This window comes from Candidatus Methylospira mobilis (genome assembly GCF_009498235.1).
Taxonomy (GTDB): domain Bacteria; phylum Pseudomonadota; class Gammaproteobacteria; order Methylococcales; family Methylococcaceae; genus Methylospira; species Methylospira mobilis.
The window spans coordinates 4,674,923-4,688,103 of sequence record NZ_CP044205.1 but is presented as its reverse complement, the minus strand read 5'-3'; the positions used below and the strand labels follow the sequence as shown (position 1 = coordinate 4,688,103).

Genomic DNA, 13,181 nt, shown 5'->3' with positions numbered 1-13,181 from the left:
ACGTGAGACGTATCATTACAGTTGGTTTATTGCTGGTCATGCCGGTCATGTCTTCCGCTGCAGAAGCCACCACGCCTAATTCGCCCTCGGGCTACCGGCCGACAGGCGACGGCGTGGGCGGATGCGGCTGGGGCGCCCTGCTGTTCGAGGGCAGCACCGGCGTCGGCGCGCATGTAATGGCGCTATCCACCAACGTCAGTTTAAGCGACGCGACCTTCGGTCTTTCATCCGGCACCCTCGGTTGCGACGCGCATCAGCCCATCCGTTACAAGGGCGGGCGCGTATACATCAGCGGCAATATGACCCAGCTCGCTGAAGATATGTCGCAGGGACACGGCGAAGCGCTGGCCGGACTCTCGGATGTGCTGGGCATCCAGGCTCAGGACAAGGCGGCTTTTTATACGCTGACGCAGCAACAGTTCGTTAAAATTTACCCGGACACAAAGGTCACCAGCGATCAGGTCATGGACCATCTGGTCGCTGCGATGCTGGCCGACCCCGCCTTGGCGAAATACGTGCTTTAATAGCGCAGGGGTATTGGGTGGCGTCGATAACAACGTCATTCCGGCATTTCCTGCCGGAATGACGGATCAACGCTTCCTGCTCTTGACGCGCAAAGTCCCAATTGCTGCCTGCTGCATCCTTCTTTTGCTGTTCCTGCCCCAACGTCCGGCACAAGCGGCATTCGATGTCGAAACCCTGCAGCTGCGCGCCGAACGTCTGATGCTGTACCGTAACGCCGCATGGCTGGCATTGGGACATTACCGGACGGAACTTGTCGGCGGCGGATATGCGGGCGAGGCCGATGATCGCGGTTTCTTTCTTGCTTCCGAAGGAAAATACGACCCGCGCGCGGAATTGCGCGCGACAATTGCCGCTATAATGCTGCCCGGCAATGGCGATACTCATCCGCGCTGCCGCTTTCCAGCGCGTTACCATTGGCTCGGCCATGCGCTATCGGTAAACTTGCCGCCGATTAGCTGCCCTGCTTTGGAAGAGTGGCGCACAACGCTGAATGCCGACGGCGTCACCCTGATTTTCCCTACCGCCTATCTCAACAGCCCTTCGTCCATGTTCGGGCATACGCTGCTCAGACTGGACCGGCCCGGACAGAACGACGACAATGCGCGTCTGGCGTGGAGCATCAACTACGCGGCGCACGCCGAAGACGAGAACGAGCTGTTCTACGCCTGGAAAGGGCTGTTCGGCGGCTATCCGGGCCGCACGACCGTGCAGCCGTATTATCTGAAGATCCGGGAATATCATAACTGGGAAAACCGCGACATCTGGGAGTACCGGCTTAATCTGAGCCGCGGCGAAGTCGATCAGCTGGTCCGGCACGTATGGGAAATCATGCCAACGCGTTTCGACTATTTCTTTGTCGGCGAAAACTGCTCCTATCGTATCCTCAGCCTGCTCGACGTTACCCGGCCCAACCTGCGCCTTGCGCAGCAATTCCCTATCGCCGCGATCCCTGCCGATACCGTCAGGGCTTTGGTTGCGGCGGGACTGGTTGCCGATACCCGTTTCCGTCCTTCCGCAGCCAGTATCTTATCCTCGCAAATCGAGCAGCTGAACGCCGATGAACGCTCGCTGTCGCTGCAGCTTGCCTACGGCGAGCGCAAACCCGAAGATGCGCAGACTACGCCGGATGCGCGGCAATTGAACGGCAGGGAAAGCGCCAGGGTATTGGAAACCGCCTACGATTTTTTGCGCTACCGCGTCATCGACGAAAAACTGACGCGCGAGGAAAACGCCGACGCCAGTCTGTCGCTGCTGCGCGCGCGCAGCAAACTGAACGCGCCCGCCGATTTCATTCCGCCCGAACGTCCCGCCGTGCGCGACGACCAGGGACACGGTTCGTCGCGAGTCAGCCTGGGCGGCGGGTATTACGACGGACAGGCCTTCGGCGAACTGGAGCTGAGAGCGGCTTATCACGATTTAACCGATCCCTGGCCGGGCTACCGTAAGGGCGCGCAGATCACATTTTTGGACGCCGATTTGCGTTATTACCAAAACTCCGGGCTGATGCTCGAAAGCGCGCAACTGTTCAGTATACGGTCGTTGAGCCCGCGCAACGATTTTTTCAAACCGCTGTCATGGGGCGTCGCCGTCGGCGCGCAGCGCAGACTCACCAGCAATGGACGGCCCTTGGCGGGTTATGCGGATGGGAATGCCGGCTTCAGTTACGACTTTCCCGGCGGAATGGTCTACGGCCAGATCGGCGCAAGCCTCGAAGTGGGCGGCGAATTTACACAAGGCGTCAATATTGCGCTGGGGCCACGCGTGGGCTGGCTGTATCGCGGTCTGGGCGGACAAGGCCTGCTGAGTTTCGACAGCGGCTGTTATTTGATCGAACAAGGCTATTGCGCCGGGCGGCTGGGTCTGCTCCATACCGTCAACCTGTCGAACAACCTTGCCGTTACGCTGGATCTGGCGCGGCAGCGCGGACAGAACATCTACGCCAACGAGCTGGATTTGCGTTTGCAATACTATTTTTAAGATGTAACCATTTAGCTCACCACCCACTAACGGAGTCCGAAGTCATGCATGCCCAAGCCTGCGCCCGCCGCCACTGGATAACGGCGCTTCTGCTGCTGATTGCCGCAAACGGCTGCAACAGCAGCCCCAAACATCGCCATGCCGCCGCAGATAATACTACCGCAGCCGAGGAAAACAGCTATGTTTCGCCTTACCGGGCCGTATTTCAGCTACCGGCAGCGGATGTCGAAACCGGTCTGAACCGCAGTCCGTGGAGCGACGATCAGGAACAATCCACTGTCCCGGCGCAAGCCTGGTACGACCGCGAAACGCGGCGTAAATGGGGTTCATGGGGGCCTCCGCAACGCCGCTACCCCGAGGCGCCGGAGTGGTCCTCGCGTCCGGTGCGCTGGCTGCAGGAACGCGTATTGCGAACCGCTCTTCGCTACCAGGGGCTATCCTACCAGCACCATCATATTCCGGCCTGGGACCCGCCCGAGGATTGGCCGTGGAAAAAGGTTAAATCCGGCCATGCCGGGCCGGGACTGGATTGCAGCAACTACACGGGCTTTGTCTACAACTACGCCCTCGGCGTCAAAATGAGCACCGGCATACGCGAACAAGCGACCATGACGCAAATCGCCGGACCCGGAGACTCCGGTGTAATGCCGGTGCAGCGCATAGAAAAGCAGGATTACGACACCACGGTCAAACAACTGCAGCCGGCCGACCTGCTCTATATCCGTAACAACAGCGGCAATCTTGCCCACGTCATCATGTGGCTGGGCGATGTCGGCGTATCTCCCGACGGAACGCCGCTGGTCATAGACAGCACCGGTTCCGGCCATAAGGACAGCCAGGGCAACGTCATACCGGACGGCGTACAAATCAGGCCTTTCAGCCGGGATAGCTGGTATTGGCACGATTTCGACCATGCGCATCGCATCGTCACCGAACTAAACCGTGCGGCACACGGCCCGATTCCCGACCTGCCCGAAGGCGGAGCGGATGAAGTGGAAGCGACGGGGAAGTAATTTGCGGTTTTAACCGCGTCAGTTTTATCCTGAGACTCGTTTCATCGCGCAAGGCGCAAGCCCTGGTTCCAGCAATCCGCCGGAATGACGGCTTTTTCTTTTGATCCGCCAGCGTATTGATTTGTAGTTTCACTTTTCAAGCTTGCGGCAACAGAACCGGGTTCGAAGGAGGTATAATTATACGTGACCGTTTTTCTTGGTTATAACGAGCGACGAGAATCAGAACATGAATTATCCCACTCTGGAGTCCTGCATCGGCAACACTCCGTTGGTGCGGCTGCAGCGTTTGCCGGGCGTCACCAGCAACACACTGCTGGTTAAACTGGAAGGCAATAACCCCGCCGGCTCCGTCAAGGACAGGCCGGCGTTCAGCATGATACAGCGCGCCGAACAGCGCGGCGATATTAAGCCGGGCGATCGGCTGATCGAGGCTACCAGCGGCAATACCGGCATCGCGCTGGCAATGGCGGCGGCGATCAAGGGCTATCGGATGACGCTGATCATGCCGGACAACATGAGCTCCGAGCGCCGCGCCACAATGAAGGTTTTTGGAGCGGAAATCATACAGACGCCGGCATCCGGAAGCATGGAGGCGGCAATCGACCTGGCCAGAAAGCTGGAACAGGAAGGGTATGGACGCATACTGGACCAATTCTCCAACCCCGATAATCCCGAAGCGCATTATGAAGGAACCGGGCCGGAAATCTGGCGCGATACCCAGGGAACGATAACGCATTTCGTCAGTTCCATGGGCACCACCGGCACCATTATGGGGACGTCGCGTTATCTGAAACAGATGAACCCCGCAGTACAGGTAGTGGGAGTGCAGCCGGAGGGAGACTCGAAGATTCCGGGCATACGGCGCTGGCCTGAAGAATATCTGCCGAAAATCTACGAAGCGTTCCGCGTGGACCGCATTATGGACATGAGCCAGGAAGAAGCGGAGGAAACCACGCGGCAACTGGCGGCGCAGGAAGGCATTTTTGCCGGCGTATCGTCGGGCGGCACCGTTGCCGCTGCGTTAAGACTTTCGCGCGAACGGGAAAACGCCACCATCGTTTCGATTATTTGCGACCGTGGAGACAGATATCTTTCTACTGGAATTTTTCCTGATTGATATTGTTTCGCTGCGCGAAGTTTTATGCGGGCATCCGCACCCATGGGCGGTTCCGCTTTTGCCGGGGGTCTGCCGCGGGGCTATCCTCGCCCGCGACAACCGCGATTAACTCCTGAATCGCCCCTCCCCGGCTGCTTGTCCCGTTCCTCCCTGGCGGAGTCAAGCCGCCAAAAGCTGCGATACTCGGCGCGGGTTATGGAGTGTAAAATCAAAAGCATTACAGTTTCCACCTCTTCTGCGGTAAAACCAACAGATACTCATGTCAAGACGCCCAACCAGCAAACCCCTGCCCACCCAACCCGTAAACGCCGCGATCACCTCCTTTGCCCATGACGGGCGTGGGGTGGCGCACGTCAACGGCAAGGCCACTTTTATTCATGGCGCGCTGCCGGGAGAAGAAGTCGATTTTGTTTACACCGGCATCCATCGCGACTACGACGAAGGGCGCGTCGACGCCGTGCATATGGCGTCGCCCGACCGCGTCGAGCCGCATTGCGCGCATTACGGCATCTGCGGCGGCTGCAGCCTGCAGCACCTCGGCCCGGAGGCCCAGGTTGCGGCCAAACAGGCGTTGCTGCAGGATCAATTGCAACGCATCGGCAAGGTCGAACCTGCATCGCTATTGCCGCCGTTGACCTGCCCGGTCTGGGGATACCGTCAAAAAGCGCGTTTGAGCGTCAAATACGTGGCGAAAAAGGGCCGCGTGCTGGTCGGTTTTCGCGAACGCGCGTCGCCGTTGCTGGCGGCGCTGGACCATTGCCCGGTCTTGCATCCCGACATGGGAACGCGCTTGCTGGAGCTGGGCGATGTGCTGATAAAACTGAGCGTCCGAGACCGCGTTCCGCAACTGGAGGTCGCAATAGGCGAAGCAGAAGGCCGCGCCTTGATCATCCGGCTATTGGCCGAGTTGACGGAGGAAGACCGGGAAATACTGCGCGCATACGAACCGGCATCGGGATTTACCATTTACCTGCAGCGCCAGGGACCGGATTCGGTTCAGGCATTATCACCGGAAAAAGCGCCGCCCCTGTTTTATTCCCTGCCCGATCATGATCTGCGCTTCGAGTTTTTACCGAACGATTTCACCCAGGTCAATTTTCAGATCAACCGCCTGATGGTCGAACGCGTTCTGGCGCTGCTGGATTTGCAACCCTCTGACAAAGTGCTCGATCTGTATTGCGGCCTGGGCAACTTTACCTTGCCGATGGCGCGGCAGGCGCAGCATGTCACCGGCGTGGAGGGCAGCAAGGTTTCCGTTGAGCGCGCCCGGCACAATGCGCTGCTGAACGGGGGCGGCAATGTCGAATTTCATGTTGCCGACCTGGCAACGCCCCAGGATAAATCGCCATGGGCGCAATCCCGTTACGACAAGGCATTGCTCGATCCTTCGCGCGCCGGCGCGTTCGAAATTCTTCAGTATATGAAAAACTGGCAACCGTCGCGCGTGGTGTATGTCTCATGCAACCCGTCGACTTTGGCGCGAGATGCGGGTTATCTGGTAAACGAGCTGGGTTACCGTCTGGCGGCGGCCGGCATCATGGACATGTTTCCGCATACCTCGCATGTGGAATCGCTGGCGGTGTTTGAAAAATGAATATAAGCGCCGAACCTCATCTGCGGGTTTCCATCGCCGATCAGCGCTTGACATTGCTGTCTGCCGAGGGCGATGCGCTTGGTTCGTGGCCGGTATCGACGGCACGCAACGGACCGGGCGAACGACTGGGCAGCGGGTGCACTCCGCGCGGACGTCATGCGATCCGCGCCTGTATCGGCGGGGATCGCCCGGGCAATGCGGTGTTTGTCGGACGCCGCTGGACCGGCGAGATTTACAGCAGCGAACTTGCAGAACGCTTCCCTGAGCGCGACTGGATACTGACGCGCATACTCTGGCTGAGCGGACTGGAGCCGGGATTTAACCGTTACGGCGAGACTTCCACCGGCAGACGTTACATATACATACATGGCAGTCCTGACGAAGGCGTTGACGGCACGCCGGCTTCGCATGGCTGTATCCGCATGAAAACAGCGGATATACTGGAGCTTTATCCGCGCGTCCGCGCCGGCATACAGGTGTCGATTGAGTAAATACCACGCGAAAACAGCGCACACCGGCAAGCAACACAAACAGGCCGAAACCGCGAGCGCTACGCGGCAAGGACTGCTACAGCGGCCGGCATCGCGCGTGTGGGCAAGCGTTCAGGCTCTGATCGTCCTCGCCTTTCTCGGCTTCCTGCTCTCGGCGATGACGCCGGTCTGGTATGCGCAGATTACCGAACATTTGAAAATACTGTTGTCGGAAGTAACAATCGAATCCGGTAAAGAGCAGGAATGGAAATTACTGCCGGCATCGGGAAAAGGACAACCGGAGGCCAGAAAAACCGAGCTGCTGGTGCCTCCCAGCCAGTTCAACCATCGCAGCCGTCAATTGACTCTGGTTGCGCCGTCGGCGCGAAGCGGATACATCAAACTGATCGGGCAGTGCAGGCCCTCGCCGGTATCAGGTCCCTGGGATCTGGATTGCAGCGGCGATTGGGCCGGCGTGAGCACCCCGGAAGAAGCGCTGCCGCAGCAAGCGCGCAACGCACGAGAACGGGGCCGGTTTACGGTTGTTTTTTTCAAGGGCGGACGCGAAGGCAATGTTACGCTGATCGCGGATGACGGCGGCGCTTCGCAACCCGCTCCCGCCCAGCGCTTTTTTCTGGTGCGGGGAAAGTAGAGCGGGAAAGGGCTATGTGTAGATACATGGCGTTAACGTAATTATTCAGCCAACGGAATCTGCGCGAGGACCTTTACTATTAAAGTGATCCCCACAAAAGCCTGCTGCGAAAATATTCTGCAGGAGCGGACTAAAACCCGCTCCTGCAGGAATTGATAACGGTAGCTGAATAATTACGATTTAACGGCGATAACGGTAATACGCCGCGCAAGCCCCTTCCGACGACACCATCGTCGCACCGAGCGGATGCTCGGGAGTACAGGGCCGCGCAAACGCCGGGCACTGATCGGGCTTGATGCGCCCGGTCAGCACGTCGCCGCTCATACAGCGGTTCTCTTCCACTTCGGCGACGCCGCTCAAATCGAAACGCGTATCCGCATTCAACTCCTTAAACTCCGGACGCATCCCCAGACCGCTGCCGGCAATGCAACCCAATCCGCGCCATTCCAGGTCAACAGGCATGAATACCTGATTCATCAAGGATTGCGCGGCAACATTGCCCGCGTGCGTGACCGCACGGCCATAGTGATTCTCTACGCAGGCGCGGCCCTGCTCCAGTTGCTCCACGCACGCCAGTATGCCCTGAAGAATATCCAACGGTTCGAAGCCGGTCACGATGATCGGCAAGCGGAAGCGCTCGGCCAGCGGCTCGTACTCCCAGTAGCCCATCACCGCGCAGACATGGCCGGCAGCCAGAAATCCCTGAACGCGGTTGTCCGGCGCCGACAGCAGCACTTCCATGGCCGGGGGTACGCGCACATGTGCGACCAGCACCGAGAAATTCCCGACGCCGAAGCGTCTGGCCTGCAATAGCGCCATCGCCGTGGACGGCGCGGTGGTTTCGAAACCGACCGCGAAAAACACCACCTGCTTATCCGGATTCTCGCGCGCCAGCGTCAGCGCATCCAGCGGCGAATAGACCATGCGCACATCGGCGCCTTGCGCCTTCACGCCGAGCAAATCGTAGCGGCTGCCGGGTACGCGCAGCATATCACCGAAGGAACAGAAAATAACGCCGGGCTGCATTGCCATGTGCAGCGCCTGATCGATTTTAATCTGCGCGGTCACGCACACCGGACAGCCGGGGCCGTGTATCAGGCGGATTTGCGGCGGCAGCAAACGATCCAGCCCGTATTTCAAAATCGCATGGGTCTGACCGCCGCAAATTTCCATCAGCGTCCACGGCTGCGTCACGCGCGCGGCGATCGCATTAACCAGCGTGTTGACGCCCTTGGCGTCGCGGTATTCGTCCAGGTATTTCACTCGGCTGCGTCCAGTGCGGCGATGGCTTCCAGGGTTTTCAGCGCTTCGTCCTCATCCAGCACCGAAAGCGCGAAACCGGCATGCACGATCACGTAATCGCCCAACTGCGCTTCCGGCACATAAGCCAGATTGATTTCCTTGACGATGCCGGAAAAACTGACGCGCCCGGCGCGCAACAGCAGGTCGTCGGCGTGTTCTATGCTCAGAATCTGACCGGGTACGGCTAAACACATCGGAGGTTCTCCTGTTTGAAATTGATCAAGGCGGCAGCCAGCTGCCCCAACGCCAATCCGCCGTCGTTCGGCGGTATTTGCTGCGGCCAATAAACCTTGAAACCGGCCTGCTGCAAGCGGGCATTCGATAACTCCAGCAACAACCGGTTCTGGAAACAGCCGCCAGATAATACCACTGTCGCGATGTCCTGTTGCTGAACGGCGCGCAGAATCGCATCGGCCAGGCTCGCATGAAAACGATAAGCCAGTTGCGGCGGCGAAACGCCGCGCCGCGCATCGTTTAACAGCGCCCGGAACAGCGGACGCCAATCGACGCGCGGCAAGGATGCATCCATAAGCAGTTCGCAAGGATAAAGCAGCGCATCCGCTTCGTCGGCCTGTTCGGCCAGCGACTCCAGCGCCATTGCCGCCTGCCCTTCGAATTCGTTGATTTGGCATACACCCAGCAATCCGGCCAGCGCATCGAACAAGCGTCCGGCGCTGGAGGTTGACGGCGACTTGAAGCCTTTATGCAGCATCGCCGTCAGGGTGGCGAGTTCGGAGACTTCGAAGGCGTCCGTAATGGTTGCCGTCTCCAATCCAAGCTCATGCAGCACGCTCAGCGCGGCGCGGCGCGGTTCTCTGATCGCGCGTTCGCCGCCGGGCAAGCGTAGCGGCCACAGGCTGGCGATGCGGCGGTAGCCGGCGGCTTCGATACGCAAAAATTCGCCGCCCCACAAACCGCCGTCTGCACCCAGCCCAATGCCGTCCCAAACCACTGCCAGAACAGGAGCTTGCAAACCATGCTCGGCGATGCAGGCCAGCGCATGCGCGTAATGATGATCGACACGGATAATCGGCAACGCGCCTTGTTCCGCGATGCGGCCGCCCGCATAATCGGGATGCGAGTCGACTGCGACAGCCTGCGGCTGCACGCGGTATAAAGCGCCGAGTTCGGCCTGGGTGTCGCGATGCAGCGTCAGGCAGGCGGTCGTGTCCAGATCGCCCAGGTGCTGGCTCAGTATCGCCTGCGAGCCCAGCGCCAGCGCCACGGTATTTTTCAGATGGCCGCCGGTGGCGAGTATGGGCGGCAAGCACCCAGGGAGTTCGAGCGCCATCGGCGCGAAGCCGCGCGCGCGCCGCAGCATCAGCGGCTTACCGGCCGCGACGCGCATCACGCTATCGTCCAACGGGCGTTGGACCGGGCGGTTATGCACCAGCAGGCAATCGGCAATCGCGCCCAGCCGCCGCAACGCGTCATACTCATCGACACAGATCGGCTCGCCGCCGGCGTTGCCGCTGGTGGCGACGACCGGCGCGCCGAAATCGGCCAGCAGCAGATGATGCAGCGGCGAATACGCCAGCATCAAGCCCAGACGTCCGGATGCCGGGGCTATCGAGGCCGCAAGACCGGCGTGTTCACGGCGTCGGCACAAGACTATCGGCGCGGCGGAGGAACCGAGCAGCGCAATTTCGGCAGCGGAGACATCGCAATAACGCCGCGCCATTTCCAGATCGCGCATCATCAATGCGAACGGTTTGGCCGGGCGATGCTTGCGCAGCCGCAGGCGCAAAACCGCATCCTCGTTCTGCGCATTCGCCAGCAGCTGAAAACCGCCGATGCCCTTGACCGCAACAATTTCGCCCTGCCGTAGACGCCGTACCGCCAGACGCAGCGCTTCATCGGCTGCCGCCGGCGCCTCGCCGCGCCCGCTCCACAAACTCAGCTGCGGCCCGCAGACCGGGCAACTGAGGGTTTGCGCATGAAATCGCCTGTCCTGCGGATTCCGGTACTCCTGCAGACATAGCGGACACAGCGGAAACAAACGCATCGCGGTGCGTTCGCGGTCGAACGGCAGCGACTCGACGATGCTGTAGCGCGGCCCGCATTCGCTGCAGCTGACAAAAGGATAACGATAGCGCCGATCCGCCGGGTCGAACAATTCGGCCAGACAGGCGGGACAGCTTGCCAGATCCGGCAACGAAGCCGACAGCGCCAATCCTTCATTGGCGCTGTCGATCACCAGGAAATCGGCGCTACCGGTATCGACCGGCACAGCCGCCGAGCGGCATCGATCGATACGCGCCGGCACCGGTTTTTCGCTGCTCAAGCGTGCGCGAAACTGTTCGATCAGCGCCGTCGGTCCCTGCACTTCGATCAGCACGCCATCAGGCGCATTGCGCACCCAACCCGATAAACCCAGTTCGTGCGCCAGCCGGTAAATAAAAGGCCGCATGCCGACGCCCTGCACCAGGCCGTTCAGAGTAAACCGGCATCGCTCGATCTCTACCATAGTGGAAACATATCCCGCCCGCCTATCAGGGATATTACTATACCGCAATCAAGGTGTGATTGAAGAGGGATCGCTACCGGCCGATGCGCCGGGCGGCAGGAAACGGTTTGACTTTCGCTAATATAGCCAGACTGAGATACGCCCGGCAATGGCTGTTGTATATCCCGTCGCCAGGCATATACTAAGATACCTATCATCTTAAAAAGGTACGGTCATGAGCCAGGCAGCCAAATTATTCGCCAACGGCCGCAGTCAGGCGGTACGCCTGCCGGCAGCATACCGCTTCGACACCAGGGAAGTTTTCATCCGCCGGGACCCGGAGACCGGCGACGTCATCCTGTCGCGTAAACAAGAGAATTGGGACGACTTTTTCAGTGCGCTCAAGGAGGCCGATAAATCCGCCGCTTTTCTCGACGAGCATGAGCATTGCCAGGGCATGCAAGACCGCGATCCTTTCGAAGATTGGAGCGAATGAAGCGCCACATGCTCGACACCAACACTGTGAGCCACCTGGTCAAAGCGCACCCAGCTGTTACTCGACGCGTAACGACAGCGCCGATGGCGTCTCTTTGTATTTCAGCAATCACCGAAGGCGAACTTCTGTTTGGGCTGGTGAAACGCCCGCGCTTTCGGGCAGGTCAACGGTTTGCAGGTTGAGGATTGGAGGGAATGATTGATGTTCCCGGCAAACAAGGAAATCAGCGCCTACCGTCTATGCAATTGATTGCCGGCTAAGCTTAAGGCGGGCCGCGTCCCCCGGCAGATTGAGTTATTTTCTCTTCAATTAATTACGCCATGAGTGCAAATGACCAAAAAGAGACCAAACCCGAAAGAACCAAGCATACACTCAGCCAATCTAACCGGCGGCAAAGGATTCGGTTTTGAAAGCCAAGCCGGAGCATGGTGTTTGCTTCATATGCTTTCCGGCGTGCATCCATTAGACATAGAGCTAGGCTCGCTTCAACGTTTGTCGTTTCAAACAGCACCGGATGGATGGAAGCTCGACGACTTGATGTTGACTTCCACAAGCGCGACAGCCACCCATCATTGCGCCATTTCAATCAAAAGCAATCGCCAGTTCACTGCGAAAAAAGCCCCTGAAGATTTTGTAAGACGCTGCTGGCTCCAGTTCCTTGAAAAGAAAAACAACCCATTTTCCGCAGAAACCGACAGGCTGGTAAACATTACAGCAAAACTACCGCCAGCCGTACAAGACAGCCTTTTTCCTCTCCTGAAGGCGGCTCGTGTTCGCGACCCGGTTGAAATGGTAAAACAGCTCACCAACGGGGATTTGTCAAAAAACTCACGCTCACTATTCGTAAGCTTTACCTGCCCTGCTGACTTGGCTGCACAATATCAGGCGACAACAGAAGATATTCCGGTATTGCTACGTTGCATTATCGTGAAATCTTTGGATATTGAAGAACCATCGTCCAGCGACATGTCACATGCCTTGACGTTATGCCGACAAATTATAGAAACCGGTGAGTTACAAACTGCTATAGACCTTTGGAATGAACTGGTGGGCCTGGTAGATCGTCACCGCGTGGATCGCGGACACATTGATCTTGCTGCCGCGCTACAAGCATTGCGTCATTGCTTCCCGCTAAAAGACCATCCTGATTTTGCCGCAGATTGGCTGCGCTTGCGACTAGACTCAAAGGATCGCTGGCAATCGGTAATTGACCTCATCGGTGGAAAAACTCGCTTCCCCAGAAACCAATTGATACAGCGAATTGAATCGGCGTTTGACGACAGTCCTGTGGTGGTTGTGTTGGGAGAGCAAGGCGGCGGAAAGTCAGTAGCGGCGCGCCATTGGGTCGAACAGCGCTCCCAAATGGAAGCCGCGCTATGGTTCGATCCCAAGCTACTCGAAATCGGCAATTTATCGGAACTACGCGAAATGCTAGGACTCAACCGCTCATGGCAAGAAATGGTAACAGCTCAGGCACGCCCCAGTGTAGCGGTGGTTTTGGACGGATTGGATCGTCTGCTATTCCGGCCCGAATCAATGACGGCTACCGCGCAGCTATTGGCTACGTTGGTTCATCACGACTAGAAAGA

At 58.7% G+C, this 13,181-nt stretch carries 12 protein-coding genes; 9 read left to right on the top strand and 3 right to left on the bottom strand.

The window, feature by feature from the left end; translation table 11 throughout:
• The first annotated feature begins 2 nt into the window (after positions 1–2).
• The 7 genes from F6R98_RS21400 (at position 3) to F6R98_RS21370 (ending at position 7,348) form a co-directional block, all read left to right on the top strand.
• Positions 3–524 carry a DUF3015 family protein gene (locus F6R98_RS21400; protein WP_153250825.1) on the top strand — a complete coding sequence of 174 codons (522 nt, stop codon included), beginning with the start codon at positions 3–5 and terminating at the stop codon, positions 522–524.
• Positions 525–537: 13 nt separating this feature from the next.
• Positions 538–2,502: an Lnb N-terminal periplasmic domain-containing protein gene (locus F6R98_RS21395; protein ID WP_153250824.1), complete on the top strand. Its 1,965-nt coding sequence runs from the start codon at positions 538–540 to the stop codon at positions 2,500–2,502.
• 44 nt (positions 2,503–2,546) lie between these two features.
• Entirely contained in the window at positions 2,547–3,515 is a 969-nt protein-coding gene (locus F6R98_RS21390; RefSeq protein ID WP_194270062.1) for an NlpC/P60 family protein, read from the top strand.
• Positions 3,516–3,741: 226 nt separating this feature from the next.
• Positions 3,742–4,632, top strand: a complete 891-nt coding sequence (cysM, locus tag F6R98_RS21385; protein WP_153250822.1) for a cysteine synthase CysM — start codon at positions 3,742–3,744, stop codon at positions 4,630–4,632.
• A gap of 259 nt (positions 4,633–4,891) precedes the next feature.
• Positions 4,892–6,226, top strand: a complete 1,335-nt coding sequence (rlmD, locus tag F6R98_RS21380) for a 23S rRNA (uracil(1939)-C(5))-methyltransferase RlmD (protein WP_153250821.1) — start codon at positions 4,892–4,894, stop codon at positions 6,224–6,226.
• Positions 6,223–6,717: a L,D-transpeptidase gene (locus F6R98_RS21375; RefSeq protein ID WP_153250820.1), complete on the top strand. Its 495-nt coding sequence runs from the start codon at positions 6,223–6,225 to the stop codon at positions 6,715–6,717. The genes rlmD and F6R98_RS21375 overlap by 4 nt, the downstream gene beginning before the upstream one ends.
• Positions 6,710–7,348: a hypothetical protein gene (locus F6R98_RS21370; protein WP_153250819.1), complete on the top strand. Its 639-nt coding sequence runs from the start codon at positions 6,710–6,712 to the stop codon at positions 7,346–7,348. Before F6R98_RS21375 ends, F6R98_RS21370 begins: the two co-directional genes overlap by 8 nt.
• Positions 7,349–7,528: 180 nt before the next feature.
• Here F6R98_RS21370 and hypD read toward each other — a convergent pair whose 3' ends face one another.
• From hypD to hypF, 3 genes are read right to left on the bottom strand one after another with little or no spacing between them, the layout of a single operon-like run.
• Positions 7,529–8,611, bottom strand: a complete 1,083-nt coding sequence (gene hypD, locus F6R98_RS21365) for a hydrogenase formation protein HypD (protein ID WP_153250818.1) — start codon at positions 8,609–8,611, stop codon at positions 7,529–7,531.
• On the bottom strand, positions 8,608–8,844 hold the full coding sequence (locus F6R98_RS21360; RefSeq protein ID WP_153250817.1) for a HypC/HybG/HupF family hydrogenase formation chaperone: 237 nt from the start codon (positions 8,842–8,844) through the stop codon (positions 8,608–8,610). Before F6R98_RS21360 ends, hypD begins: the two co-directional genes overlap by 4 nt.
• Positions 8,835–11,117, bottom strand: a complete 2,283-nt coding sequence (gene hypF, locus F6R98_RS21355; protein ID WP_153250816.1) for a carbamoyltransferase HypF — start codon at positions 11,115–11,117, stop codon at positions 8,835–8,837. Before hypF ends, F6R98_RS21360 begins: the two co-directional genes overlap by 10 nt.
• 214 nt (positions 11,118–11,331) lie before the next feature.
• On the opposite strand from hypF, the gene F6R98_RS21350 reads away from it, so the two are divergent.
• Together F6R98_RS21350 and F6R98_RS21345 are read left to right on the top strand one after the other, a co-directional pair.
• Positions 11,332–11,592 carry an antitoxin gene (locus tag F6R98_RS21350; RefSeq protein WP_153250815.1) on the top strand — a complete coding sequence of 87 codons (261 nt, stop codon included), beginning with the start codon at positions 11,332–11,334 and terminating at the stop codon, positions 11,590–11,592.
• Between the two features lie 330 nt (positions 11,593–11,922).
• A complete protein-coding gene (locus tag F6R98_RS21345; RefSeq protein WP_153250814.1) occupies positions 11,923–13,176 on the top strand; it encodes a hypothetical protein in 1,254 nt (417 codons plus the stop codon).
• The last annotated feature ends 5 nt before the right edge of the window (positions 13,177–13,181 follow it).